Below are 26,763 nucleotides of genomic sequence, written 5' to 3' on the forward strand. Positions count from 1 at the left end.
TGTTATTCCATGAGACTTTTATACAATTCCTTATAAGCAAGAGCCGATTGCTCCCAGCTATAATCTTCAGTCATCGCTTGTTTTACAAGCTGCTCCCACACTGGTTTATCGTGATAAAATTCAATTGCACGGTGAACCGTATGCAGCATGTCATGTGCATTAAAGTTCGTGAAACTGAAACCATTTCCTTCGCCTGTTTCTTCATCATAAGAATGTACTGTATCGTTTAATCCACCTGTTTCTCTTACAATTGGAATCGTACCATACGCTAATGCGATAAGTTGTCCAAGTCCACAAGGTTCAAACAGCGATGGCATTAAAAACAAATCGCTTCCCGCATACACTTGGTGCGCTAATTCTTCATTAAATCCGATATAAACTTTTACCTTCTCCGGATACTCATATGCCATCCACTCAAAGAATTGCTCATATTCCGAATCACCTGAACCTAAAATAATACATTGTACATCTTCTTCCATTATTTCGCGGAATACAGTGCGTACTAAATCAAGACCTTTTTGCTTCGTTAATCTCGTTACCATTGAAATAATTGGTGTATCCTCTTTTTCTGGCAAACCAAAATAACGCTGCAAAGCGCGTTTATTTTCACTCTTTTCATATAATGACTCTGCATCATACTGAGCCTTAATATACGAATCGGTTTCTGGATTATATACGCTCGTATCAATACCATTTACAATGCCGCTAAGCTTATCATTATATTTTCGCAGTAATCCATCTAACTTCTCACCGAAAAATTCATATTGAATTTCTTCTTTATACGTCGGGCTCACCGCTGTAATTTGATCCGAAGCGATAATACCGCCTTTCATAAAGTTTATGTTTCCATAAAACTCTAGCTGCTCACTATGAAAATATTCATCACCAAGCTCTAACAAGTCGTACATCACTTCAGGAGGAAATACTCCTTGGAACTGCAAGTTGTGAATCGTATATACCGTTTTAATACGCTCATATAATGAGTTATCTTGATACTTTTCACGTAGTAAGAAATTCACCATAGCTGTATGCCAATCGTGGCTATGAAGAACATCCACTTCAAAATCAAGATGCGGAATACACTCTAACACTGCTTTTGAGAAATAAGAAAAACGCTCCCCATCATCATAATGACCATACAGAGAATCTCTCTTAAAATAATATTCATTATCTATTAGGTAATACGTAATTCCGTCTTGCTCACCTTTTAAAATTCCACAATATTGATTTCTCCACCCAAGCGGGACGTTAATTACTTTATGTAACGTACATCCATCTCTTAACTTTTGCGGAATGAGACTATAATTCGGAAGTATAATACGAACGTCCACTCCTAATTTTTTCAGCTCTTTTGGGAGCGCACCCGCTACATCAGCTAATCCTCCCGATTTCACAAACGGTACACATTCTGATACTGCAAATAAAATATTCACTTGTTGTCCCACTGCGCGAAAAGTTTTTATTACTCCTCTTGCAGCTTCCTCCCTTCGAGTTTTCATTTAAATTAAAACTTTAATCAGTGGGGAAAAAACCCCACTGATTCTTTAGGAATAACTATTAATCGTACTGTTTTGTACGCTTCCTTTTTCTACAACATACGGCTCATCGGTGTTTCCTTTTAATACGACACCGTCGCCAATTTTCACGTCTTTATCAATAATAACACCGTCTATTATACAGTTATCTCCAATTTGGCTCTTTTGCATAATAATACTGTTACGAATAATTGAACCTTTTCCAATTTTAACTGAACGGGAAACAACACTGTTTTCTACTTCCCCTTCAATAATACTGCCATTTGCAATCATTGTATTTTTCACGACTGCACCCTTTAAATAACGAGTTGGTGGCTCATCTTTTACTTTCGTAAAGATTGGTGCTTCTTTCTTAAATAATTGCTTCCAAATAGCAGGTTGCAAAATTTCTAAGCTATGTTTATAGTAACTTTCAATCGAATCAATAATAGCTACATATCCTGTATGCTCATACGTAGCAATATGCAATGATTTTCCGCGCTTTTCTCTCACTACATCGAATAAGCTATATTGCTCCACATCTTTATATGACTCAAATAAATCTAACAATAATTGTTTCTTCAACACGTATGTTTGAAGCGAAACCCCTTCATGGCAAACTTCCGTAATATCAGCTGCCGTATGTATATGTCGCTCTAACACCGCCTGAAAATTTAATGCTGTTACGAGATGGCTATTCGTAATAACAACGTACTCTTCTCTGCTTCTTAGAAAATAATCAATATGTCTTCTAAAGTGTGCAAAAGACCCAAACTCATCTTGGTCACATTGGCAATTTGGCGGGAATAAAAATAGTCCGTCTCTTTTTCTATCTAAATCCCACTGTTTTCCTGAACCAACATGGTCCATTAGCGAACGGTTTTTATGGCTTGTAAAAACTGCCACACTATGAATACTAGAATTTACCATATTTGAAAGCATGAAATCAATGAGTCGATAACGGCCCCCAAACGGTAACGCCGCTAGTGAACGATGCCCTGTTACTTTCTTTAAGGAAGGAAAACTTCCCGTTGCATTAATAATTCCTAACATTTTTTCTCCCATTCATTTCATCCCCCTTTTCTATTTCCCTTCAGCAATTAATACTACATCGTCAACATTCTTTTCTGGACGAATGATTGTGCCATCTTCGATAACCATTTCTGATCCAACAATCGCTCTTTCAATCACAACATTTTTACCAATCTTTGCTCCTGGCATAACGACAGAATCAATAACCATACTACCTTCTTCCACCGTCACCCCTTGGAATAACACAGAATGCTTCACGTCCCCTTCAATGACGCATCCTTCGTTAATAAGCGATTCTTCTACTTTTGCCTTTTCTGCAATATATTGAGGTGGCTCATTTGGATTCACAGAATAAATACGCCAATTACGATCGTTTAAATTCAGCGATGTTTCATCGCGAAGTAAATCCATATTCGCTTCCCATAAGCTTTTCACCGTTCCAACATCTTTCCAATATCCTTCAAATGGATACGCCATTAGCTTCTTCCCTTCATCTAATAAAAGCGGAAGTACATCTTTTCCGAAATCATTACTAGATTCAGGATTTCTTGCATCCATCTCTAAATACTCTTTCAAGATTGCCCAGTTAAAAATATAAATTCCCATTGATGCAAGATTACTTCTTGGAAATTGTGGTTTCTCCTCAAACTCAACAATCTCCATCTCTTCATTTGTATTCATAATGCCAAAGCGACTCGCTTCATCCCAAGGTACTTCAATAACAGAAATGGATACGTCCGATTCTTTCTCAATATGGTAATCTAGCATCTTACTGTAATCCATTTTATAAATATGGTCGCCTGATAAAATAAGAACATACTCCGGTTCATACTGACTTAAATAGTTTAAATTTTGATAAATGGCACTTGCCGTACCTGTATACCACTTCACCCCTGAAGACTCTGCATAAGGAGGTAATACTGTGACTCCACCGTTTACTCGGTCTAAATCCCACGCATTTCCAATTCCGATATAATTATGAAGTTCAAGTGGTTGATATTGTGTTAAAATCCCAACCGTTTCAATACCAGAATTCGCACAGTTACTTAGCGTAAAATCAATAATGCGATATTTACCACCAAATGGAACAGCTGGCTTGGCTAAATTTTTTGTTAATGCACTTAAACGACTACCTTTTCCCCCTGCTAGTAACATCGCTACGCACTTTTGTTTTTGAGCCATCTTGTTTTTTGCTCCCCTTTCTCGTCTTCACTGGTCGTAATATGGATACGCCAAATGGTGGAATTGTAATCTCTACATGTGCTGCTTGATTATGGTACGGTTCTAGAAACGTCTTAAGACGTTTCTTATTCACTTGCCCCGAACCGCCATATTGCTGTGCATCACTGTTTAAAATCTCGTTATAATACTCGAAATCTGGTACACCTACTTTATAGTTTTCATATGTAGCTTTCGTAAAATTACATACGACAACTAACGCATCTTCTTGTTTATCCCCTTGGCGGATAAAAGAGAAAATACTTTGCTCATTATTATTAGCATCAATCCACTGAAAACCTTCAGGTGAATGGTCAAGCTGCCAAAGTGGTTTTGAGCGCTTATACAATGCTATGAGCTCATTAAAGTAATCATGCATATAACGATGCATTTCAAAATCATGTAAATTCCAATCTAAATCTTCAAGATCTTTCCACTCATCAAACTGTCCGAATTCTCCTCCCATGAAAAGTAACTTCTTTCCTGGGTGAGTAAAGAAATATCCATATAATAAACGAAGCTGAGCAAACTTATCCCAGTAATCACCTGGCATTTTATTTAATAACGACTTTTTCCCATGAACGACTTCATCATGAGAAAGCGGTAATATGAAGTTTTCAGAGTACGCATATAGTAAAGAAAACGTCATTTTCTCATGAATGTGTTTCCTATATTCAGGCGCACACTCCATATATTTCAGCACATCATTCATCCAGCCCATGTTCCATTTGTAATTGAATCCAAGCCCACCTTCATACGTCGGAGTTGTTACAAGTGGCCAAGCTGTTGAATCTTCTGCCGTCATAAGAAAATCTTCATCCTCTGCAAACACTGCTTCATTTAACTCTCTTAAAAATGAAACAGCATGCTCATTACTTTGCTCTTGTCCTTCTTTATTCCAGTACAACATGTTCGCAACTGCATCTACTCTGAAACCATCAATATGGAAATATCTCATCCAAAATAACGCATTTGAAATTAAGAAATTACGTACCTCTCTCTTTCCTAAATCAAAATTGACAGTTCCCCATACTGGATTTTCTTGTACATCTTTATCTTTATATTCATAGGTCGGTGTGCCATCAAACAAATATAAACCGTGAGCATCTTTACAAAAATGCCCCGGCACCCAATCTAAAATGACACCGATTCCATATTTATGACATTCATCGACAAAATGCATTAAATCATGCGGTGTACCAAATCTACTCGTCGCTGCATAATATCCCGTTCCTTGATATCCCCAAGAACGATCATATGGATGCTCAACAAGCGGCATAATTTCAATATGTGTAAATTGATGTTCCACCACATACGGGATGAGCTCTTCAACCATTTCCCTGTAAGAGTACAGCGTTCCATCTTCTTTCTTTTTCCAAGAACCAAAATGTAATTCATAAACTGTCATCGCTTCTTTATAAATCGATTTTTTCTTTTTCTTACGATTCCAGTTTTTATCATTCCATTCATATCCTTTTATATCAAAAACTACAGATGCCGTATTCGGTCTTACTTCTGCATATACAGCATACGGATCTGCCTTTAAAATGACGTCACCAGTCAACGTTTTAATCGCATATTTATATATTTCTCCTTCTTCAATATGCGGTATAAATAAGGACCAAATGCCTTCTTCTGTCACTTGTAGCATCTTATGTTGCTCATAATCCCACTCATTAAAATCTCCAACAACACTCATTGCTTTCGCATGAGGAGCCCACACTGTAAATCGTACCCCTTGAATCTCATCTTCCGTCACAACATGTGCGCCAAAGATGTTATAACTTTCATAGTACTTTTCTGTATGAAACTCATCTCGTTTCACTTCTTCACAATTTATTACACTCAATATGCTCACCTCACTTAGATGACAGAATTTTTTATACTTTAACTATTTCTGCGAAAAACTGCAATATCCTTGTTAATTTATAAAAAATATTCGTTTTTTTCTTAAAAACGTTAGTTTTTCCTCACATTTCCGTGTAAAATATCGAATTTTGACGAATATTTATTGAAAACGCTTTATTATTCTTCTGTTTTTCTGTCTATTATTTTTTCTCAATCTTTATTTTATTAGGTTTATCCTATTTTTCATGCTATTTTCCAATCAAAATCAAAACAAAATAATCTGTCATAAAAAAATGTTTCTCAACATTTTTTGTCACAATTTTATTGAAATGCAAAATTCATAAGCATATACATGTTCTCAATAAAGCACTTCGATTTTTCGTAACTATAATTCATAGCGGACTACTATGTTTAATTATTTATCCTTGTTGCGAACGGTCGCTATAAAAATTTAACTAGGGGGGCTTTCTTATGTCATTAAAACAAAAAGTAGGAATTGGAGTTGTCACTGCTTCACTTGGTTTATCCCTTACATTCAGCGGTGTATTTGCCTATTTCAGTGATTCAGAAACATCAAGTAACTCATTTCAAGCCGCCTAACAACGAAACTTGGTACTGAAAAAGACGGTAATCTGCTTGGCCAATATTATTATGCAAGACCTGACGAAAACCTTGCCGGCGATGTAAATGGTGATAAAGTAATCGATATTAAAGATGCTGAAATTATCACTAGCAACTATGGTAAAAAAGGACTAACTGTAAAAGACGGAGATCTTAATAAAGATGGGATTGTCGACGAAAAAGATATTTGCTTCGTTGAAAAGAACTTCTTGAAAAAAGGGCCAGATGCATCTAAATCACAAACACCTGTAGAAAAATCAAAAAGCGGTACACTGGCAGATATTTTAAAGAAATTGGGGTTAACGCCTAAAAAATAATAATAAAGAGCACTCTACGTAAAGTAGAGTGCTTTTTTCTATAAACGACCCTTATCCAGCAAAAGGGGTATATTGGGGATATACAAGGGAAACCGGAAAAGGAATTTATATTGAATTATATATAAATCCAGAAGTAAGAAGCAGGTCCCCACTTCCGGATTATTTAGCAATTAATTATAGTACTGGTGCCATAGTTTCTTTTAATACTTTTACAGAATGAGCGAATTTCGCTTTTTCTTCTTCATTTAGCTCAAGTTCTACGATTTCACGTACACCTTCGCGGTTAATAACAGCTGGAACACCTACGTAAGCATCTTTCTCACCATATTGACCTTCAAGGTATGCAGATACAGTTAATACGCTGTTCTCGTTGTTTAAGATCGCTTTAGTTACACGAAGTAGTGACATACCGATTCCGTAGTAAGTTGCACCTTTACGTTCGATGATATGGTAAGCTGCATCACGTACATTTTCGAAGATTTTATCTAAGTCTTCTTGTTTGTACTGTTCGTTGTTAGCTAAGATTGTTTCTAGTTTTTGTACACCGATAGTAGCGTGGCTCCATACTGGAAGTTCAGTGTCACCGTGCTCACCAACGATGTAAGCATGAACGTTACGTGGATCTACATCTAAGTAGTCACCTAACATGTAACGGAAACGAGCAGAGTCTAAAGTAGTACCAGAACCGATTACGTGCTCTTTCGGTAAACCAGATTCTTTCCAAGTTACGTAAGTTAAAATATCAACTGGGTTAGTTGCGATTAAGAAGATTCCATCGAATCCGCTATCCATAATGCCGCGAACGATTTGTTTAAAGATCTTTGTATTTTTCTCAACTAAGTCTAAACGAGTTTCACCTGGCTTTTGTGGTAACCCAGCAGTGATGACTACTAAATCTGCATCTTTACAATCTGCATAGCTACCGCTCCAAACTTTTGTTGGTGATGGAGAGAATGGTACCGCATGGCTTAAGTCCATCGCTTCCCCTTCTGCTTTTGCTTCATTAACATCTACTAATACGAATTCTTCAGCTACACCTTGGTTGATCATTGAGTAAGCGTAACTACAACCTACAGCTCCTGTTCCTACTAATACTACACGATTGATACCTTTTTTCATGGTAATTTCCCCTCTCTATTGTTCACATATATTTTTTTATGATTGTTTAAGTAATTAATTAAAATACTAATTTAATGTTGTTTAACTTCTTTACATTCATATTGTAGCACGTATCATTGTGAATTACTTCACAAATTATGACCTATTTGTGAACTTTTTCACATAGAGTGTAAAGTTGATGGGGTGGGTGTGGAATCCATACCAAATTAGGTGTTTTCTTTAGATTGTGAATAAAAATGTATGATTCAATTACTCACTGTAACTAAATTCACTTTCTATAATCAAAATCCTAATATTCACAAAAAATGTAATCACATTATAAGATTAAAACTGACTGATCACATCATTCCCTTACAAGATGGACGTCAATTAGCTTATATAGAATACGGTGAAATAAATGAATTAGCCTATACTTTATCACCTCCCTTTTAATCATTACTATATATTAAAAAATATCCGTTAAAATTACGCATTCTTTTCTAATAATAAACCATTCAATATAAGTGATGGGCTATGCAAAGTTTTAGACAACTGTGCCTCTGCATCTTCAGAATTCGCAATCCAACAAGCAAGGTCCACTAGTCCGCCATTTATAAATCTTGCTAAAGCTTCACAGTCCGTCTTTTCAATAATACCGTCCTTCATTAATTGCTGAAGCATCTCGGCCATCGTTACTAAACATTGTGACTGTGATGATTGATAATAACTAGTTCCTAATACTGCTGGTGCATCTCGAAGTACGATTCGCTGAATTTCTGGATTAAGTGCCATCGTTAAATATGCACGACAACGCCCAACAAACCCTTCCCATTTTCCTTCCGCTTCATCTGATACTTTCCCTAATTTATTATCCATTTCCATATCAATTTCTTTTACAACTGCTTCTAACAATCCTTTTTTATCACCAAAATGATGATAAATTGCACCACGTGTTAAACCGACAGATGCCGTAAAATCATCCATAGACGTATTTACATATCCCACTGTACCAAAAGCCTCTCTTGCTGCACTCAGCAATTTAGCACGTGTTTCAATGATCATCTCTGCTCTTGTTTTTTTAATCATCTTTTCCTCCTACTTCTATTCATTCTATTTATTCAAAATGAATTGCATTATTAGTATCGTTCTCTATGTAAAAGAATAACTCCTCTAAACGTCATCTCTCTATCCAGAGATAAAACATTTCAATTGACATACGCACCGTATGTTAATATGATATTGGCATACGGTGCGTATGTCAATTATTTCTAGCTTACAAGATAATATAACTTCTTACCTATAGTCCCTTTTTATAGAAGGTATTAATGAACCAGAGGAGGAGTTAAAAGAATGAAGAATGTATATGTAAACGTCAAATACTTTGGTGATGATCATGTTTAATTCCTACCGTGAGATTTTCAGTGCTCCTGGTACAAAAGGATTCTCATTAGCGGGATTTATAGCTCGGATGCCTATATCAATGATGGGCATTGGTATTGTTACCATGTTATCTCAAGTAAGTGGTGACTATTGGCTTGCTGGAGCTGTTGCAGCTACCTTTACATTATCATCAGCTTTACTAGCTCCTCATATTTCTCGGATGGCCGATCAATTAGGGCAATCTCGCATACTTCTTCCGACTACAGGTATCAGTGTTTTCTTTACGATCCTCTTACTTCTATGTACGAAATATGAAGCTCCTTATTGGACGCTATTTCTATCCGCCTTATGTGCAGGTTGTATGCCAAACATGTCAGCCATGGTACGTGCACGTTGGACTAAACTATACCGTGGATCACATAAATTGCACACAGCATTTTCCTTTGAATCGGTCGTCGACGAAATTTGCTTCATAATTGGTCCTGTATTATCTGTCAGTTTAAGTGTTATGTTCTTCCCAGAAGCAGGGCCACTTTTGTCATCTGTTTTTCTTACAATCGGGGTATGTCTATTCACCCTACAAAAAAGCACAGAACCTCCTGTACATCCTCACGACATTACAAACAAAGGAACAGTATTTAAAATTGGTTCTTTGCGAGTACTAGTATTCACACTCATCGCCATAGGTACTATATTTGGCACAATAGATGTCGTTAGTGTAGCTTTTGCTGAACAGCAAGGAAACACAGTAGCTGCTAGCTTTGTGCTTTCTGTCTATGCAATCGGCTCATGCCTTGCAGGTCTAATTTTTGGTACGCTTAAACTCAATACTCCACCCTATAATCAGTTTTTAATAGCAGTCACACTTTCCATGATAACAATGCTGCCACTAGTTTTTGTAAACACTATTGCTTGGCTGGTAGTTATTGTTTTCTTTGCAGGGCTATCTGTCGCTCCTACTATGATTATTACTATGGGGCTTGTGGAAAAAATCGTACCTGAATCAAAAATAACCGAAGGAATGACTTGGGCAATTACAGGACTTGGTATTGGAGTCTCCCTAGGGTCAGCAATAGCTGGTTTAGTTATTGATAACTTTGGAGCCCATGCAGGATTTAGTGTGGCTATTATAGCAGGAGGCCTCGCCTTAACTATTGCACTTTTAGGTTACAAAACTCTTCACTCCGCATATAGTCATGCTGTTATTAAACAAGATGAACATTCAATAGACAGTTAAAACATATTCAAAAAATAGGATTACCTTTTCTTATGTATGAGAAAAGGTAATCCTATTTTAAACTTATTATTTATAATCTGTCATAGCTTCTTCTATATCTATACACAACAAAAAAGAGATAGCAGACTATGCTATCTCTTTTAGTATGACCCGTACGGGATTCGAACCCGTGTTACCGCCGTGAAAGGGCGGTGTCTTAACCACTTGACCAACGGGCCAGTTCTGGCAGAGAAGAAGGGATTCGAACCCTCGCACCGCGTTCGCGATCTACTCCCTTAGCAGGGGAGCCCCTTGAGCCACTTGGGTACTTCTCTATAATATGGCTCCGCAGGTAGGACTCGAACCTACGACCGATCGGTTAACAGCCGATAGCTCTACCACTGAGCTACTGCGGAATAATTATGGTGGGCCTAAATGGACTCGAACCATCGACCTCACGCTTATCAGGCGTGCGCTCTAACCAGCTGAGCTATAGGCCCATAATTGAAAAGCGGGTGAAGAGAATCGAACTCTCGACCAGAGCTTGGAAGGCTCTTGTTTTACCACTAAACTACACCCGCATTAAATTGAAAATGGTGAGCCATGAAGGATTCGAACCTTCGACCCTCTGATTAAAAGTCAGATGCTCTACCAACTGAGCTAATGGCTCATTTTGAAAGTGGTGCCGGCTAGAGGACTTGAACCCCCAACCTACTGATTACAAGTCAGTTGCTCTACCAATTGAGCTAAGCCGGCTTGCGACTTCAAAATGGTGGCTCGGGACGGAATCGAACCGCCGACACGAGGATTTTCAGTCCTCTGCTCTACCGACTGAGCTACCGAGCCTTATTAAAATGGCGGTCCCGACCGGGGTCGAACCGGCGATCTCCTGCGTGACAGGCAGGCATGTTAACCACTACACCACGGGACCATTTGGTTGCGGGGACAGGATTTGAACCTGCGACCTTCGGGTTATGAGCCCGACGAGCTACCGTACTGCTCCACCCCGCGATGATATAATATGTAATTTAAGAAAAATGGAGGAGGTAGAGGGATTCGAACCCCCGCGCGACTCTCGCCGCCTGTCGGTTTTCAAGACCGATCCCTTCAGCCGAACTTGGGTATACCTCCGAGATATAAACCTTTAGTGGTGGACCTTGTAGGACTCGAACCTACGACCGGACGGTTATGAGCCGTCTGCTCTAACCAGCTGAGCTAAAGGTCCTTTATGGTAGCGGCGGAGGGGATCGAACCCCCGACCTCACGGGTATGAACCGTACGCTCTAGCCAGCTGAGCTACACCGCCATAAATGATATTAAAATAAGTGGAGCCTAGCGGGATCGAACCGCTGACCTCCTGCGTGCAAGGCAGGCGCTCTCCCAGCTGAGCTAAGGCCCCATGTTTTTGGGAATATCGGGAAGACAGGATTTGAACCTGCGACCCCCTGGTCCCAAACCAGGTGCTCTACCAAGCTGAGCCACTTCCCGTTAATAAAAGCGCGCCCGAGAGGAGTCGAACCCCTAACCTCTTGATCCGTAGTCAAACGCTCTATCCAATTGAGCTACGGGCGCATATGGTGCCGAGGGCGGGGGTCGAACCCGCACGGTGGTCACCCACCGCAGGATTTTAAGTCCTGTGCGTCTGCCTGTTCCGCCACCCCGGCATGTCATATTGAAAATTGGAGCGGAAGACGGGATTCGAACCCGCGACCCCAACCTTGGCAAGGTTGTATTCTACCACTGAACTACTTCCGCAAGACATGTTTGAGATATTTTATTAAAAGTGCGGGTGAAGGGAGTCGAACCCCCACGCCAAAGGCGCTAGATCCTAAGTCTAGTGCGTCTGCCAATTCCGCCACACCCGCATATTAATATTTTAAGAAAAATGGGGCGACTGATGGGAATCGAACCCACGAATGCCGGAGCCACAATCCGGTGCGTTAACCACTTCGCCACAACCGCCATGATTTTCTGGTGCCGACTAGAGGACTTGAACCCCCAACCTACTGATTACAAGTCAGTTGCTCTACCAATTGAGCTAAGTCGGCTAAATGGTGGAGGATGACGGGATCGAACCGCCGACCCCCTGCTTGTAAGGCAGGTGCTCTCCCAGCTGAGCTAATCCTCCATTTGCCTGGCAACGTCCTACTCTCACAGGGACAAGGTCCCAACTACCATCGGCGCTAGAGAGCTTAACTTCCGTGTTCGGTATGGGAACGGGTGTGACCTCTCTGCCATCATTACCAGACTGTATTCATTTAAGACAAGAATTATTGTAACTCATTTAACTTTTAAAGTCAACAAGTTTTTTATATTCTTTCAAAACTAGATAACATTGCTTCATATTATATGGTTAAGTCCTCGATCTATTAGTATTCGTCAGCTCCACATGTCACCATGCTTCCACCTCGAACCTATCAACCTGATCATCTTTCAGGGATCTTACTAGCTTACGCTATGGGAAATCTCATCTTGAGGGGGGCTTCATGCTTAGATGCTTTCAGCACTTATCCCTTCCGCACATAGCTACCCAGCTATGCCCTTGGCAGAACAACTGGTACACCAGCGGTGCGTCCATCCCGGTCCTCTCGTACTAAGGACAGCTCCTCTCAAATTTCCTACGCCCACGACGGATAGGGACCGAACTGTCTCACGACGTTCTGAACCCAGCTCGCGTACCGCTTTAATGGGCGAACAGCCCAACCCTTGGGACCGACTACAGCCCCAGGATGCGATGAGCCGACATCGAGGTGCCAAACCTCCCCGTCGATGTGGACTCTTGGGGGAGATAAGCCTGTTATCCCCGGGGTAGCTTTTATCCGTTGAGCGATGGCCCTTCCATGCGGAACCACCGGATCACTAAGCCCGACTTTCGTCCCTGCTCGACTTGTAGGTCTCGCAGTCAAGCTCCCTTATGCCTTTGCACTCTACGAATGATTTCCAACCATTCTGAGGGAACCTTTGGGCGCCTCCGTTACACTTTAGGAGGCGACCGCCCCAGTCAAACTGCCCACCTGACACTGTCTCCCGGGTCGATAAGACCCGTAGGTTAGAATTTCAATACAGTCAGGGCGGTATCCCACCAGCGCCTCCACCGAAGCTAGCGCTCCGGTTTCAATGGCTCCCGCCTATCCTGTACAAACTGTACCAAAATTCAATATCAGGCTACAGTAAAGCTCCACGGGGTCTTTCCGTCCTGTCGCGGGTAACCTGCATCTTCACAGGTACTATAATTTCACCGAGTCTCTGGTTGAGACAGTGCCCAAATCGTTACACCTTTCGTGCGGGTCGGAACTTACCCGACAAGGAATTTCGCTACCTTAGGACCGTTATAGTTACGGCCGCCGTTTACTGGGGCTTCAGTTCAGAGCTTCGCTTACGCTAACCCCTCTCCTTAACCTTCCAGCACCGGGCAGGTGTCACCCCCTATACTTCGCCTTACGGCTTCGCAGAGAGCTGTGTTTTTGCTAAACAGTCGCTTGGGCCTATTCACTGCGGCTTTCCGTTAAGAAAGCACCCCTTCTCCCGAAGTTACGGGGTCATTTTGCCGAGTTCCTTAACCAGAGTTCTCTCGCACACCTTAGGATTCTCTCCTCGCCTACCTGTGTCGGTTTGCGGTACAGGCACCTTTTATCTCGCTAGAAGCTTTTCTTGGCAGCGGGGAATCAAAGACTTCGCTCCATAAGGAGCTTCCCCATCACAGCTCAGCCTTTACGATAAGCGGATTTGCCTACTTATCAGCCTAACTGCTTGGACGTGCACAACCAATCGCACGCTTCTTCTATCCTTCTGCGTCCCTCCATTGCTCAAACGATAAAGAGGTGGTACAGGAATATCAACCTGTTGTCCATCGCCTACGCCTGTCGGCCTCGGCTTAGGTCCTGACTAACCCTGAGCGGACGAGCCTTCCTCAGGAAACCTTAGGCATTCGGTGGACGGGATTCTCACCCGTCTTTCGCTACTCATACCGGCATTCTCACTTCTAAGCGCTCCACCAGTCCTTCCGGTCTGACTTCACTGCACTTAGAACGCTCCCCTACCACTGATACCATTGGTATCAATTCGCAGCTTCGGTGGTGTATTTAGCCCCGGTACATTTTCGGCGCAGAGTCACTCGACTAGTGAGCTATTACGCACTCTTTAAATGGTGGCTGCTTCTAAGCCAACATCCTAGTTGTCTAAGCAACTCCACATCCTTTTCCACTTAATACACACTTTGGGACCTTAGCTGGCGATCTGGGCTGTTTCCCTCTTGACTACGGATCTTATCACTCGCAGTCTGACTCCTAAGGATAAGTCATTGGCATTCGGAGTTTGACTGAATTCGGTAATCCGATGAGGACCCCTAGTTCAATCAGTGCTCTACCTCCAAGACTCTTACACTTAAGGCTAGCCCTAAAGCTATTTCGGGGAGAACCAGCTATCTCCAGGTTCGATTGGAATTTCTCCGCTACCCACACCTCATCCCCGCACTTTTCAACGTGCGTGGGTTCGGGCCTCCATTCAGTGTTACCTGAACTTCACCCTGGACATGGGTAGATCACCTGGTTTCGGGTCTACGACCACGTACTAAACGCCCTATTCAGACTCGCTTTCGCTGCGGCTCCGCCTCTTCAGCTTAACCTTGCACGGGATCGTAACTCGCCGGTTCATTCTACAAAAGGCACGCCATCACCCATTAACGGGCTCTGACTATTTGTAGGCACACGGTTTCAGGATCTCTTTCACTCCCCTTCCGGGGTGCTTTTCACCTTTCCCTCACGGTACTGGTTCACTATCGATCACTAGGGAGTATTTAGCCTTGGGAGATGGTCCTCCCAGATTCCGACGGAATTTCACGTGTTCCGCCGTACTCAGGATACATTCAAGAGAGAACGAAGTTTCGACTACGGGGTTGTTACCCTCTACGACGGACCTTTCCAGGTCGCTTCGTCTACCTCGTTCCTTTGTAACTCCGTATAGAATGTCCTACAACCCCAAGAGGCAAGCCTCTTGGTTTGGGCTATGTTCCGTTTCGCTCGCCGCTACTCAGGAAATCGCATTTGCTTTCTCTTCCTCCAGGTACTTAGATGTTTCAGTTCCCTGGGTCTGTCTTCCATACCCTATGTATTCAGGTAAGGATACCATACCATTACGTATAGTGGGTTTCCCCATTCGGAAATCTTCGGATCAAAGCTTACTTACAGCTCCCCGAAGCATATCGGCGTTAGTCCCGTCCTTCATCGACTCCTAGTGTCAAGGCATCCACCGTGCGCCCTTTCTAACTTAACCAAACTAAAATTAAAAAAATATGAGCTACACTGTTATCTAGTTTTCAAAGAACATACATTTATATATGAGAGATAGTTCTCTCAAAACTGAACAAAACGAAACACGGAAACTTATATTGATGAACAGCGTTCATCAATTCTCCATAGAAAGGAGGTGATCCAGCCGCACCTTCCGATACGGCTACCTTGTTACGACTTCACCCCAATCATCTGTCCCACCTTAGGCGGCTGGCTCCATAAAGGTTACCCCACCGACTTCGGGTGTTACAAACTCTCGTGGTGTGACGGGCGGTGTGTACAAGGCCCGGGAACGTATTCACCGCGGCATGCTGATCCGCGATTACTAGCGATTCCAGCTTCATGTAGGCGAGTTGCAGCCTACAATCCGAACTGAGAACGGTTTTATGAGATTAGCTCCACCTCGCGGTCTTGCAGCTCTTTGTACCGTCCATTGTAGCACGTGTGTAGCCCAGGTCATAAGGGGCATGATGATTTGACGTCATCCCCACCTTCCTCCGGTTTGTCACCGGCAGTCACCTTAGAGTGCCCAACTTAATGATGGCAACTAAGATCAAGGGTTGCGCTCGTTGCGGGACTTAACCCAACATCTCACGACACGAGCTGACGACAACCATGCACCACCTGTCACTCTGCTCCCGAAGGAGAAGCCCTATCTCTAGGGTTTTCAGAGGATGTCAAGACCTGGTAAGGTTCTTCGCGTTGCTTCGAATTAAACCACATGCTCCACCGCTTGTGCGGGCCCCCGTCAATTCCTTTGAGTTTCAGCCTTGCGGCCGTACTCCCCAGGCGGAGTGCTTAATGCGTTAACTTCAGCACTAAAGGGCGGAAACCCTCTAACACTTAGCACTCATCGTTTACGGCGTGGACTACCAGGGTATCTAATCCTGTTTGCTCCCCACGCTTTCGCGCCTCAGTGTCAGTTACAGACCAGAAAGTCGCCTTCGCCACTGGTGTTCCTCCATATCTCTACGCATTTCACCGCTACACATGGAATTCCACTTTCCTCTTCTGCACTCAAGTCTCCCAGTTTCCAATGACCCTCCACGGTTGAGCCGTGGGCTTTCACATCAGACTTAAGAAACCACCTGCGCGCGCTTTACGCCCAATAATTCCGGATAACGCTTGCCACCTACGTATTACCGCGGCTGCTGGCACGTAGTTAGCCGTGGCTTTCTGGTTAGGTACCGTCAAGGTGCCAGCTTATTCAACTAGCACTTGTTCTTCCCTAACAACAGAGTTTTACGACCCGAAAGCCTTCATCACTCACGCGGCGTTGCTCCGTCAGACTTTCGTCCATTGCGGAAGATTCCCTACTGCTGCCTCCCGTAGGAGTCTGGGCCGTGTCTCAGTCCCAGTGTGGCCGATCACCCTCTCAGGTCGGCTACGCATCGTTGCCTTGGTGAGCCGTTACCTCACCAACTAGCTAATGCGACGCGGGTCCATCCATAAGTGACAGCCGAAGCCGCCTTTCAATTTCGAACCATGCAGTTCAAAATGTTATCCGGTATTAGCCCCGGTTTCCCGGAGTTATCCCAGTCTTATGGGCAGGTTACCCACGTGTTACTCACCCGTCCGCCGCTAACTTCATAAGAGCAAGCTCTTAATCCATTCGCTCGACTTGCATGTATTAGGCACGCCGCCAGCGTTCATCCTGAGCCAGGATCAAACTCTCCAATAAAGTTAGTTTGTCTAGCATCTAAAAATAAAAATTGACGTTTCACGTTGTTTGTTTCGTTCAGTTTTCAAAGAACTACTTGGTCGCTCATTTGCGACTTCCTTATGTTAACATCTTCATTTTTCGATGTCAACTAAGTTTTTCAATTTCTTTTTTGTCGTTTTCTGCGTTTCCGCATCAGCGACGGTTATTAATATATCATGGTAAAAAATGAAATGCAACACCTTTTATAAACTTTTTTAAAAACTGCCCACATTTCTTTTTTAATATCATATACTTAAACGAAATATCTCTTTCATGTATGAGTAATTCCTACATATATTTTATATAAAGTTACTCTATCAAAAAACGTTTCTTTCTATAATAAGCGTTTTATTCATATACCATATCATACAAGGAGGAATATATATGGACTATGCCGATTTATTAATCAAACTAGGTCTCTCGGCTATTTTAGGATTTGCCATTGGTTTAGAACGCGAATTAAAACGGAAACCACTTGGTTTAAAAACGTGTTTAGTTATTTCTATTATTAGTTGCCTCCTAACGATTGTTTCTATTAAAGCAGCTTATAACTTACCACATACCGATCATATGAATATGGATCCACTTCGACTTGCCGCTCAAATTGTATCAGGAATTGGTTTTTTAGGTGCTGGCGTAATTTTAAGAAGAGGCAACGATAGCATTGCAGGGCTCACGACTGCCGCTATGATTTGGGGTGCTTCTGGTATTGGTATTGCCGTTGGAGCTGGTTTCTATATTGAGGCAATTTTCGGAATGTGTTTTCTTATGATTAGTGTCGAACTTATACCATTGACAATGAAGTTTGTAGGTCCTAGATCATTTCGTCAACGTGATATTGCAGTGAAACTTGTTGTGCGAAATATGGACAATATCCCGGTTGTAATCGAGGAGATAAAAGAAATGGATATAAACGTTAAAAATATGAAGCTTAAAACGTTAGAAAACGGTTCTCACTATTTACATCTTAAACTGTCCATTGATCAAAAAAGACATACCGCTGATGTTTACTATGCTCTCCAGCATCTTGAAATTGTCCAACAAACTGAAGTGGAAAGTATGTAACATAAAACAAACTCTCTTTAATTAGAGAGTTTCTCTTTTTTCTATAATGGTAACAATGAATGTAGTCCTGCAAAACAAGGAGGAATTTACTGTTGAAATCCCGTCCGAATTTAGTAGATACATTTCGTGATTCCATTATTTTTCGTTTAATTTGTTTTATTATTGTACTCACTGCTTTTTCTGGTTTTCTTATACATAGATTAGAACCCTCTCATTTCACTACATGGTTTGACGGAATTTGGTGGTCAATCGTTACCATTTTTACAGTTGGATATGGCGACTTTGCTCCCCATACAACGATAGGAAAACTAATAGGTATAAGTATTATTTTATTAGGCACTGGCTTTTGTTCTTATTATATGGTTCTATTCGCTACTGAGATGATTAGTAAACAATATATGAAAATTAAAGGTGAAGAAGCCGCTACCTCTAACGGCCATATGATTATCGTTGGCTGGAATGAGCGTGCAAAACATGTTGTAAAGCAAATGCATGTACTACAACCAAACCTTGATATCGTTTTAATTGATGAAACACTTTCTTTACTCCCAAAACCCTTTCATCATTTAGAATTTATAAAAGGTTGTCCGCATCACGATCAAACTTTATTAAAGGCTAATATTGCAACGGCACACACCATATTAATAACAGCGGATAAAGAAAAGAACGAAAGCTTAGCAGATACACAGTCCATTTTAAATATTTTAACTGCGAAAGGACTCAATCCAAACATTCACTGCATCGCCGAACTACTTACTACTGAACAAATTCAAAATGCAACGAGAGCTGGCGCGTCAGAAATTATAGAAGGAAATAAATTAACGAGTTATGTATTTACCGCTTCTCTTTTATTCCCTTCTATTTCAGGTGTACTATTCTCACTTTACGATGAAATCTCTGATAACAAATTACAACTGATGGAGCTTTCTCCGTCCTGCACCGGACAAACCTTTGCAAATTGTAGCTATACCCTTTTAAAACAAAACATTCTCTTACTAGGTATAAAGCGCGACGATCAATATATGATTAACCCAGTCCATACCTTCATTCTTATCGAAAGCGACATACTCATTGTTATTCACCATTAATAAAATGACGCTCTAGTTCTTGCATGAGCACTTTCCCAATATTGATATATTTTCTTTTTACATCTCCATCTGGATCTTTCGGTTCAGCAAATTGATCCATCCCACTCGTTCCAGCGGTTAAAGTATTCACATTATCATCTAGTTCGTCTTGATATACGTGCGAAAGAATATACGGCGTTTCAAGACGGACTACTACACCAGGTACATCTAGTTCACCATCTACTGCTGTAAACGGCACTCGTAAAAATTGATACCCATCTTCTTCATCAATTTTGTAATCAAAGCATCCTTTATCATAATCCCAATTACCACCAATGCTATATCCAAGTGGTTTCATAATCTCTTCTAACTTATATAACGCATATGTACGTCCTTCTAAATTTGATTGAATCGGAATCAAGTCCATCCCTCCAAGACTTTTCCTTTAGCATACCCACTTTAGTTTGAATATACTGATGTATCTTTCTGTAAAATAATAAAAAGCGACCGGTTTCCGGTCGCTTTTTATTATTTTAAACGCTCTTCTAATTCTGCTTTTAATGCTTCAAATCCTGGTTTACCAAGTAAAGCAAACATGTTTTTCTTGTATGCTTCTACTCCAGGTTGGTCAAATGGATTTACGCCTAATAAGTAGCCGCTCATCGCACATGCTTTTTCGAAGAAGTATACAAGGTAACCGAATGTGTACTCATTTAATTCAGGAATATTGACGATTAAGTTTGGTACTCCCCCGTCGCTATGTGCAAGTAATGTACCTTCGTATGCTTTTGTGTTTACGAAGTCTACAGTTTCACCAGCAAGGTAATTTAATCCGTCTAAATCGTTTTCTTCTGATTCGATTGTTAGTTCATGTGTAGATTTACCTACTTTAAGAACTGTTTCAAATAAGTCACGACGACCTTCTTGGACGTATTGACCTAATGAGTGTAAGTCAGTTGAGAAGTTTGCTGAAGATGGGAAAATACCTTTTTGATCTTTTCCTTCACTTTCACCAAATAACTGTTTCCACCACTCAGCGAAGTATTGAAGTGCTGGCTCATAGTTAACAAGCATTTCAATTGTTTTTCCTTTATTGTATAAAGCGTTACGAACTACTGCGTATTGGTAAGCTGGGTTTTCTTCTAGTTCTGATGTTCCGAAGTCATCATGACCAGCAGCTGCACCTTTCATCATCTCTTCAATATTTAAGCCACTTACTGCGATTGGTAACAAACCAACTGGCGTTAATACAGAGAAACGACCTCCAACATCATCTGGAATAACAAATGTTTCGTAACCTTCGTTATCAGCTAATGTTTTTAACGCACCACGTGCTTTATCTGTAGTTGCATAAATACGTTTGCGAGCTTCTTCTTTTCCATACTTTTCTTCTAATAACTTACGGAAGATACGGAATGCTAGTGCTGGCTCTGTTGTTGTACCTGATTTGGAAATAACGTTAATAGAGAAGTCTTTACCTTCTAATACGTCCATTAAATCTTTCATGTAAGTGGAGCTAATGTTTTGTCCAACAAATAGCACTTGTGGAGTTTTACGTTGTTCTTTAGAAAGCGTGTTGTAGAAAGAATGGTTTAACATTTCGATTGCTGCGCGTGCTCCTAAGTAAGAACCACCAATACCTACAACAAGTAAAATGTCAGAGTCATTTTTAATTTTTTCTGCGCATTTTTGAATGCGAGCGAATTCTTCTTTGTCATATTGAAGCGGAAGGTCTACCCACCCAAGGAAATCGTTCCCAGCTCCAGTTTTTTCGTGAATTGCGTGATGTGTTACTTTCACTGCATCACGTAAATAAGTGATTTCATGTTCACCGATGAAGGATAACGCTTTAGAATAGTCGAACGTTACATGTGTACTCATCTTTTTCCCTCCAATTATGGATATGTATTTCTGTATTCACTTTAGCGAAACTGAAGTTGTAAATCAAGCGATTCAACCATTGTAAACGTAACCAATATATATTTTTTAGAAAAAGTTCATTTTTTGCATAAAAATTCGCATTTTTCGGTATAGATGTATATACATCCTCTTTCGAACATTTTTTATGTATAAAAACAACATAACTACCCCATTCTATAAAAGAGTTAATTAACTCATCGCTTGCTCATGCTTCACAATTAAGGGGGGCTTTTTCATGAGTACTTTGCAACGTATCGCATTAGTCTTTACTGTAATTGGCGCTGTGAACTGGGGACTAATCGGATTTTTCCAGTTTGACTTAGTAGCAGCCATTTTCGGTGGACAAAATTCAGCTCTTGCACGTATTATTTACGGCATCGTTGGTATATCTGGGCTTATCAATCTTGGTTTACTGTTTAAACCATCTGAAAATCTTGGTACGCACCCAGAAACAAACGAAATTCGATAATCAGTATGTCCTTTCACCTCCGACATACGAATATGATTGCATGCAATCATATTTGCAAATATATATCATAAGATAAAGTAAAAGAGGAACGCTCATATGCGTTCCTCTTTTACTTTGTTAACTCGGACTCTTCAATCCATTCTGCCAACTTTTCTCGCAGCGTATTAAATCCGTTTTCAGATGGGTTCGGTATAAGAATCCTTCCTTGTTTTCTTTTCGCCGCTTTTAACGATAAACTCATTTTTCTGTGCTCTTCATCAATTGAAAGTACCTTTACTTCTACTGTATCGCCGACTTTTAAAAAGTCATGAATATCCTTTACATATCCATTTGTAATTTCAGATATATGCACAAGTCCTTGTGTTTCTGCATCTAACGCTACAAATGCACCGTAATCTTGAATTCCAGTCACTTTCCCTGTTACAACCACTCCTGTTGTATATTGTTCTGACATATGAAACACTCCCATACGTTTACCATTCTCTCTACAATTATAGAGAGCAAAGCAGATATATTTATTTTAAATATCCGATTGGTTAGTACGCATTCTAGATAATGATATCTAGAATGCGTATACCTTATATTAGTAAATTATACCACTATGACAGAACTCATTCAAAATTCATGAAAAATTTCCCTTAAAGAAGTATAATTCTCCAATATTGGGATAGACTACTAACACATGGCTTTCTAGTATTCCCCCCCTTTTATGGACAAAACGTATTACGTTTTGTCCTTTTTTTATTTTCTACAAATCGTTCCATTCTCTTCATTGCTTCCATAAGTTGTTCAAGCGACGTCGCATATGAACAACGAATAAATCCTTCACCACTTTCGCCAAATACGCTACCAGGGACAACGGCCACTTTTTCTTCCAGCAATAACTGTTCTGCAAATTCCGCTGAAGATAATCCGGTTGAAGATATAGAAGGAAAAACATAAAATGCTCCGCCCGGCACATGACACATTAAGCCCATTTCATTGAAAGATGTCGTCATGAAGTTACGACGCTTCTTATAGCTATCTCTCATTCGAATTACTTCATCGTTCCCTGCGCGTAACGCCTCAAGTGCTGCAAACTGAGACATCGTCGGTGCGCACATCATTGAATATTGATGGATTTTGAGCATTAATTCCGAAAATTGAACAGGAGCTGCAATCATACCGAGGCGCCATCCTGTCATCGCAAATCCTTTTGAAAATCCTGAAATTAAAATCGTATGCTCACGCATATTTTTAATACTTGCGAAACTTGTATATACTTCGTCGTATACAAGCTCTGCATAAATTTCATCAGATAATACGATTAGATTGTACTTCTCAACAATCACTGCTATTTCTTCAAGCTCGGATTTATTTAGCATTGCACCTGTCGGGTTATTTGGTGAACAAAGTAAAATCGCCTTTGTTTTCGCTGTAATAACTGCTTCAATTTGTTCTGGTTGTACTTTAAACTCGTTTTCTAACGTAGTCGCCACAGGAACCGGAACTCCTCCAGCTAATGTCACAAGTGGTGCATAAGAAACGAAGCTCGGTTCAATAATGAGCACTTCATCATCAGGATTTATAATGGCGCGCATCGCTACATCTAACGCCTGACTCGCTCCAACTGTAACAATGATTTCATTACTTGGATCATACGATACTGCAAATTGTTTTTTTAGATACTTTGCTATTTCTTGACGAAGCTCCAATAATCCTGCATTTGCTGTATATGACGTATACCCTTGTTCCAAAGAACGAATACATGCTTGCCTTACATTCCAAGGTGTAACAAAATCTGGCTCTCCTACCCCGAGGGAAATAACACCTTTCATATTTGCTGCTAAATCGAAAAATTTCCGAATACCAGATGGTTTTAAAGATTCTGCTGATCTGGATAGTTCAAATTGCTTCATGGTGTCACCACAATTCGCTTATCATCATCGTCTTTTTCATAAATAACGCCCTCATGTTTATACTTCTTCAAAATGAAATGAGTAGTTGTAGAAACGACAGATTCAATTGTTGCTAATTTCTCAGAAACAAACATCGCTACTTCCCCCATCGTTTTCCCTTCTAATGTAATAGAAAGATCATATGTCCCTGACATTAAATAAACGGATTTCACTTCTGAATAACGATAAATTTGTTCAGCAACCGCATCAAACCCAACGCCGCGCTTTGGTGTAACTTTCACATCGATCATCGCCGTTAAACCTGTATGTTCTTTCACCTTCGTCCAATCAATATGTGTTACATAATCCACAATAATTTTTTCATTTTCTAATCTCGCAACCATCTTCTTTACTTCTTCTACTTCTATATTTAACAGCTTCGCTAATGTATCTACAGATAATCGACTACTCTTTTCAAGACAAGCTAATAATTCTAATTCTTTTTCTGTCACCATATAAATCATCCTTCCTTTTCGTTTGTGTCTAAATTATACAAATACCCTTTCCAGTTTGAAAAGAAGATTTTTCTATTGAATTATGTCAAAATAAAGTGAAACTTTAATCAGCGAAATGCTTCACCCCGCTGATTATTAGTTGAACCAATCGGGCTTTTACGGACAGTTGCTCTCCCACCTAACCTCTTTGCTTGAGCTGCTTTTTGAGGCGGGAGACTTGCTGTCCGTTAATGCGGGGTAAAGTGAAACTTTAATCAGTGGAAAAATGCGTGATAAAGCGAAAGGGGATGGAATCGTGAAACCAAAAGTTTATATTGCTGAACCAGTTCCAACATTTGTAGAAAACTATTTATCAGAACACTGTGATTATGAAAAATGGGATCAAAATGAAAAAGTACCTCGTGATGTTCTATTAGAGAAAATACAAGATAAAGATGGGTTATTAAATTTCGGATCTGCTATTAATGAAGAATTACTAACAGTAGCTCCTAACTTAAAAGTAGTGAGCAACATTTCTGTTGGTTACGATAATTTTGATTTACAAGCGATGAAAAAACGAAATGTTATCGGAACGAATACACCATACGTATTAGATGATACAGTAGCTGATCTTGTTTTCGCCCTTATGTTATCTGCTGGGCGCCGTGTTTGCGAACTCGATTCTTATGTAAAAAATGGTGAATGGAACACTGAAATTGGAAAAGAACACTTCGGACTAGATGTACACCATAGCACAATTGGTATTATCGGAATGGGCCGAATTGGAGAAGCAGTTGCAAAACGAGCAAAATTCGGATTTGATATGAATGTTCTTTACTATAACCGCCGTCGTAAAGAAGAAGCTGAACAAAAATTCGATGCTACATATTGTGATTTACAGACGCTACTGAAGCAGTCTGACTTTATTGTTCTTCTTACTCCATTAACAGATGAAACATATCACCTTATCGGAGAAAAGGAATTTTCATTAATGAAAGAAACAGCAATCTTCATTAATGCTTCTCGCGGGAAAACAGTAGATGAAGAAGCGTTAATCCATGCTTTAACAGAAAAGAAAATCTTTGCAGCAGGTATCGATACATTTACACAAGAGCCGATTCAAAAAGATAATCCACTCTTATCATTACAAAATGTTGTGACTTTACCACACATCGGATCTGCAACATTAAAAACTAGGCAGCAAATGGCTATGACCGCCGCTGAAAATTTAGTTGCAGGATTGCAAGGAAAAACACCGCCTAATATTGTTCGCGGGTAATACTGAATAAACGAAAAGCAAGATGACATCGTCATCTTGCCTTTTTTTGTTAACATATTTTCTTCTTCCTTGGAGATGATATGAACAAAAATCAATGGAGTGACAAAAAATGAATCACGAATATACTTGTCCTTATTTCACTTTTTCCACTCGCGGCACTACTATTCATTACGAATTGTATGAACATGATAATAAAACAGAACGTCCTACTTTCGTACTCGTTCACGGCTTTTTATCTTCCTCATTCAGTTACCGTCGTCTCATTCCCTTACTATCGAAGGAAGGAACAGTCATTGCTCTTGATTTACCACCGTTCGGAAAAAGTGATAAGTCTCATCTGTTTAAGTATTCTTATCACAATTTAGCAACGATCATTATTGATTTAATTGAACATTTATCTCTCTCAAACATTGTATTAGTTGGGCACTCTATGGGTGGGCAAATTTCTCTCTATGTAAACCGTATACGTCCTGAACTCATCTCAAAGACGATTTTACTATGCAGCTCTAGCTATTTAGCACGCGCAACCTTACCTTTACTATACTCTTCTTATTTACCGTTCTTTCATTTATACGTAAAGAACTGGATTATTAGACGCGGCATTGTTCATAACTTAATGAATGTCGTTCATGATCACTCATTAATTGACGATGAAATGAAAAAAGGTTACTCCGCTCCTTTTTATGACGACCGTATATTTCCCGCTTTAACTCGCATGATACGAGACCGTGAAGGTGACTTATCTTCAACTGAATTACAAAAAATCGAAACACCTACACTACTCATTTGGGGTGAAAAAGACCGCGTCGTCCCTGTACATGTAGGTCATCGTCTACACAAAGATTTACCGAATTCAAAATTTATTTCTTACGAAAATACAGGACATTTACTACCTGAAGAAAAGCCTGAACATGTTTATGAAGAAATTATCGCTTTTTCTGCGCAATAAAGTGAAACTTTAATTAGCCCCCACCTAACTTCTTTGCTTCTGCTGAATTTTGAGGTGGGGGTCTTACTGCCCGGCAAATAGCGGGATAATATAAAAAAGGCCGTCGGAAATTCCGACAGCCTATAATGAACAGCTTCCGCCTTCTTTTATTACAAGTAATTCCACAGCTAATTTCTCACATTTTTCAAGCGCAGGTACTTCCTCAAAAGACATAAAGTATATATGTTGAATCTTCTTTGCGATGTATTTTGGATCATCAAACACACTTATGACGTTCACAACATCGCTCGCTTCTGTTTCATAAAACTCCGGTCCCATTTGAAACGGATCCCAATTCTTCACAACCTCTATCATCTTTTCATATGTACCCATTCGCTTCCCGCCTTTTCACTTTTTAATACTTTTCTTT

The 26,763-nt window shown here is 40.3% G+C and carries 18 protein-coding genes, 22 tRNA genes, 3 rRNA genes and 2 pseudogenes; 8 read left to right on the plus strand and 37 right to left on the minus strand.

The window, feature by feature from the left end; genetic code table 11:
* Positions 1-2 precede the first annotated feature (2 nt).
* The 4 genes from glgA to glgB all read right to left on the minus strand — a co-directional run bounded on the left by glgA (position 3) and on the right by glgB (position 5,613).
* Complete coding sequence (glgA, locus tag MHI26_RS25060; protein ID WP_042973442.1) at positions 3-1,433, minus strand: glycogen synthase GlgA; 1,431 nt, start codon at positions 1,431-1,433, stop codon at positions 3-5.
* A gap of 111 nt (positions 1,434-1,544) precedes the next feature.
* On the minus strand, positions 1,545-2,579 hold the full coding sequence (gene glgD, locus MHI26_RS25065; protein ID WP_000504165.1) for a glucose-1-phosphate adenylyltransferase subunit GlgD: 1,035 nt from the start codon (positions 2,577-2,579) through the stop codon (positions 1,545-1,547).
* Positions 2,580-2,597: 18 nt separating this feature from the next.
* Positions 2,598-3,728, minus strand: coding sequence for a glucose-1-phosphate adenylyltransferase (gene glgC, locus MHI26_RS25070; protein WP_000057602.1), 1,131 nt, complete (start codon positions 3,726-3,728; stop codon positions 2,598-2,600).
* Entirely contained in the window at positions 3,676-5,613 is a 1,938-nt protein-coding gene (gene glgB / locus MHI26_RS25075; protein WP_000111406.1) for a 1,4-alpha-glucan branching protein GlgB, read from the minus strand. The genes glgC and glgB overlap by 53 nt, the downstream gene beginning before the upstream one ends.
* Positions 5,614-6,083: 470 nt before the next feature.
* Between glgB and MHI26_RS25080 the strand changes: the two are divergent.
* Positions 6,084-6,206: pseudogene (locus MHI26_RS25080) on the plus strand (TasA family protein); the annotation flags it as partial.
* Positions 6,197-6,550 (plus strand): annotated as a pseudogene (locus MHI26_RS25085) (dockerin type I domain-containing protein); the annotation flags it as partial. The pseudogenes MHI26_RS25080 and MHI26_RS25085, both read left to right, overlap by 10 nt.
* Before the next feature lie 174 nt (positions 6,551-6,724).
* Here the strand turns inward: MHI26_RS25085 and MHI26_RS25090 are convergent.
* Both MHI26_RS25090 and MHI26_RS25095 read right to left on the minus strand, forming a co-directional pair.
* Complete coding sequence (locus MHI26_RS25090; protein ID WP_061667092.1) at positions 6,725-7,669, minus strand: L-lactate dehydrogenase; 945 nt, start codon at positions 7,667-7,669, stop codon at positions 6,725-6,727.
* A 465-nt stretch (positions 7,670-8,134) separates the two neighbouring features.
* Complete coding sequence (locus MHI26_RS25095) at positions 8,135-8,734, minus strand: TetR/AcrR family transcriptional regulator (RefSeq protein WP_061667091.1); 600 nt, start codon at positions 8,732-8,734, stop codon at positions 8,135-8,137.
* A 307-nt stretch (positions 8,735-9,041) separates the two neighbouring features.
* Here MHI26_RS25095 and MHI26_RS25100 point away from each other — a divergent pair, with 307 nt between their 5' ends.
* The gene (locus tag MHI26_RS25100) at positions 9,042-10,265 is read left to right on the plus strand and encodes an MFS transporter (protein WP_000483447.1); all 1,224 of its coding nucleotides are present in this window, start codon (positions 9,042-9,044) and stop codon (positions 10,263-10,265) included.
* 146 nt (positions 10,266-10,411) lie between these two features.
* Here the strand turns inward: MHI26_RS25100 and MHI26_RS25105 are convergent.
* The 25 genes from MHI26_RS25105 to MHI26_RS25225 form a co-directional block, all read right to left on the minus strand.
* Positions 10,412-10,483: transfer RNA gene (locus tag MHI26_RS25105), tRNA-Glu, on the minus strand.
* Positions 10,484-10,488: 5 nt separating this feature from the next.
* Positions 10,489-10,579 (minus strand) — tRNA-Ser (locus MHI26_RS25110).
* Positions 10,580-10,585: 6 nt separating this feature from the next.
* Positions 10,586-10,660: transfer RNA gene (locus MHI26_RS25115), tRNA-Asn, on the minus strand.
* 7 nt (positions 10,661-10,667) lie between these two features.
* Positions 10,668-10,744: transfer RNA gene (locus tag MHI26_RS25120), tRNA-Ile, on the minus strand.
* A gap of 10 nt (positions 10,745-10,754) precedes the next feature.
* Positions 10,755-10,825 (minus strand) — tRNA-Gly (locus tag MHI26_RS25125).
* Between the two features lie 13 nt (positions 10,826-10,838).
* Positions 10,839-10,914: transfer RNA gene (locus MHI26_RS25130), tRNA-Lys, on the minus strand.
* Between the two features lie 10 nt (positions 10,915-10,924).
* Positions 10,925-11,000: transfer RNA gene (locus MHI26_RS25135), tRNA-Thr, on the minus strand.
* Between the two features lie 14 nt (positions 11,001-11,014).
* Positions 11,015-11,090, minus strand: a tRNA-Phe gene (locus tag MHI26_RS25140).
* Positions 11,091-11,099: 9 nt separating this feature from the next.
* A tRNA-Asp gene (locus MHI26_RS25145) sits at positions 11,100-11,175 on the minus strand.
* A gap of 3 nt (positions 11,176-11,178) precedes the next feature.
* A tRNA-Met gene (locus MHI26_RS25150) sits at positions 11,179-11,255 on the minus strand.
* Positions 11,256-11,282: 27 nt separating this feature from the next.
* A tRNA-Ser gene (locus tag MHI26_RS25155) sits at positions 11,283-11,375 on the minus strand.
* Positions 11,376-11,392: 17 nt separating this feature from the next.
* Positions 11,393-11,469: transfer RNA gene (locus MHI26_RS25160), tRNA-Ile, on the minus strand.
* Positions 11,470-11,473: 4 nt separating this feature from the next.
* A tRNA-Met gene (locus MHI26_RS25165) sits at positions 11,474-11,550 on the minus strand.
* Between the two features lie 20 nt (positions 11,551-11,570).
* Positions 11,571-11,643, minus strand: a tRNA-Ala gene (locus MHI26_RS25170).
* Positions 11,644-11,658: 15 nt separating this feature from the next.
* A tRNA-Pro gene (locus MHI26_RS25175) sits at positions 11,659-11,732 on the minus strand.
* 10 nt (positions 11,733-11,742) lie between these two features.
* Positions 11,743-11,816: transfer RNA gene (locus MHI26_RS25180), tRNA-Arg, on the minus strand.
* A gap of 3 nt (positions 11,817-11,819) precedes the next feature.
* Positions 11,820-11,908, minus strand: a tRNA-Leu gene (locus MHI26_RS25185).
* A gap of 16 nt (positions 11,909-11,924) precedes the next feature.
* Positions 11,925-11,999 (minus strand) — tRNA-Gly (locus MHI26_RS25190).
* Between the two features lie 29 nt (positions 12,000-12,028).
* A tRNA-Leu gene (locus tag MHI26_RS25195) sits at positions 12,029-12,109 on the minus strand.
* Positions 12,110-12,130: 21 nt separating this feature from the next.
* Positions 12,131-12,206: transfer RNA gene (locus MHI26_RS25200), tRNA-His, on the minus strand.
* 10 nt (positions 12,207-12,216) lie between these two features.
* Positions 12,217-12,292, minus strand: a tRNA-Thr gene (locus MHI26_RS25205).
* A gap of 4 nt (positions 12,293-12,296) precedes the next feature.
* Positions 12,297-12,372 (minus strand) — tRNA-Val (locus MHI26_RS25210).
* 4 nt (positions 12,373-12,376) lie between these two features.
* Positions 12,377-12,492: ribosomal RNA gene (gene rrf, locus MHI26_RS25215) — 5S ribosomal RNA — on the minus strand.
* Between the two features lie 101 nt (positions 12,493-12,593).
* Positions 12,594-15,515 (minus strand): 23S ribosomal RNA (locus MHI26_RS25220).
* 146 nt (positions 15,516-15,661) lie between these two features.
* Positions 15,662-17,213 (minus strand): 16S ribosomal RNA (locus MHI26_RS25225).
* The 16S, 23S and 5S rRNA genes sit together here with 22 tRNA genes alongside, the layout of an rRNA operon.
* Before the next feature lie 405 nt (positions 17,214-17,618).
* On the opposite strand from MHI26_RS25225, the gene MHI26_RS25230 reads away from it, so the two are divergent.
* Both MHI26_RS25230 and MHI26_RS25235 read left to right on the plus strand, forming a co-directional pair.
* Entirely contained in the window at positions 17,619-18,299 is a 681-nt protein-coding gene (locus tag MHI26_RS25230) for an MgtC/SapB family protein (RefSeq protein WP_000384162.1), read from the plus strand.
* A 92-nt stretch (positions 18,300-18,391) separates the two neighbouring features.
* A complete protein-coding gene (locus MHI26_RS25235; protein ID WP_000842323.1) occupies positions 18,392-19,387 on the plus strand; it encodes a potassium channel family protein in 996 nt (331 codons plus the stop codon).
* Here MHI26_RS25235 and MHI26_RS25240 read toward each other — a convergent pair.
* The gene (locus MHI26_RS25240; RefSeq protein WP_000612335.1) at positions 19,374-19,787 is read right to left on the minus strand and encodes a YugN-like family protein; all 414 of its coding nucleotides are present in this window, start codon (positions 19,785-19,787) and stop codon (positions 19,374-19,376) included. The genes MHI26_RS25235 and MHI26_RS25240 overlap by 14 nt on opposite strands.
* A gap of 107 nt (positions 19,788-19,894) precedes the next feature.
* Positions 19,895-21,247: a glucose-6-phosphate isomerase gene (locus tag MHI26_RS25245; RefSeq protein ID WP_000103653.1), complete on the minus strand. Its 1,353-nt coding sequence runs from the start codon at positions 21,245-21,247 to the stop codon at positions 19,895-19,897.
* A gap of 274 nt (positions 21,248-21,521) precedes the next feature.
* On the opposite strand from MHI26_RS25245, the gene MHI26_RS25250 reads away from it, so the two are divergent.
* Positions 21,522-21,755 carry a DUF378 domain-containing protein gene (locus tag MHI26_RS25250; RefSeq protein WP_000105788.1) on the plus strand — a complete coding sequence of 78 codons (234 nt, stop codon included), beginning with the start codon at positions 21,522-21,524 and terminating at the stop codon, positions 21,753-21,755.
* A gap of 109 nt (positions 21,756-21,864) precedes the next feature.
* On the opposite strand, the gene yugI is transcribed toward MHI26_RS25250, so the two are convergent.
* From yugI to MHI26_RS25265, 3 genes are all read right to left on the minus strand, one after another.
* A complete protein-coding gene (gene yugI / locus MHI26_RS25255) occupies positions 21,865-22,209 on the minus strand; it encodes a S1 domain-containing post-transcriptional regulator GSP13 (RefSeq protein WP_000003764.1) in 345 nt (114 codons plus the stop codon).
* Positions 22,210-22,462: 253 nt separating this feature from the next.
* The gene (locus tag MHI26_RS25260) at positions 22,463-23,653 is read right to left on the minus strand and encodes an aminotransferase (protein WP_000808538.1); all 1,191 of its coding nucleotides are present in this window, start codon (positions 23,651-23,653) and stop codon (positions 22,463-22,465) included.
* A complete protein-coding gene (locus MHI26_RS25265) occupies positions 23,650-24,147 on the minus strand; it encodes an Lrp/AsnC family transcriptional regulator (RefSeq protein WP_000255697.1) in 498 nt (165 codons plus the stop codon). Before MHI26_RS25265 ends, MHI26_RS25260 begins: the two co-directional genes overlap by 4 nt.
* 265 nt (positions 24,148-24,412) lie before the next feature.
* Here MHI26_RS25265 and MHI26_RS25270 point away from each other — a divergent pair, with 265 nt between their 5' ends.
* Together MHI26_RS25270 and MHI26_RS25275 are read left to right on the plus strand one after the other, a co-directional pair.
* Positions 24,413-25,405, plus strand: a complete 993-nt coding sequence (locus MHI26_RS25270; protein ID WP_001205001.1) for a 2-hydroxyacid dehydrogenase — start codon at positions 24,413-24,415, stop codon at positions 25,403-25,405.
* 109 nt (positions 25,406-25,514) lie between these two features.
* Entirely contained in the window at positions 25,515-26,354 is an 840-nt protein-coding gene (locus MHI26_RS25275) for an alpha/beta fold hydrolase (RefSeq protein WP_001015211.1), read from the plus strand.
* Positions 26,355-26,474: 120 nt separating this feature from the next.
* On the opposite strand, the gene MHI26_RS25280 is transcribed toward MHI26_RS25275, so the two are convergent.
* Positions 26,475-26,726, minus strand: a complete 252-nt coding sequence (locus tag MHI26_RS25280) for a YugE family protein (protein WP_000537641.1) — start codon at positions 26,724-26,726, stop codon at positions 26,475-26,477.
* Positions 26,727-26,763: the final 37 nt, after the last annotated feature.

Source organism: Bacillus sp. FSL K6-1218 (genome assembly GCF_038006445.1).
GTDB lineage: Bacteria > Bacillota > Bacilli > Bacillales > Bacillaceae_G > Bacillus_A > Bacillus_A thuringiensis_S.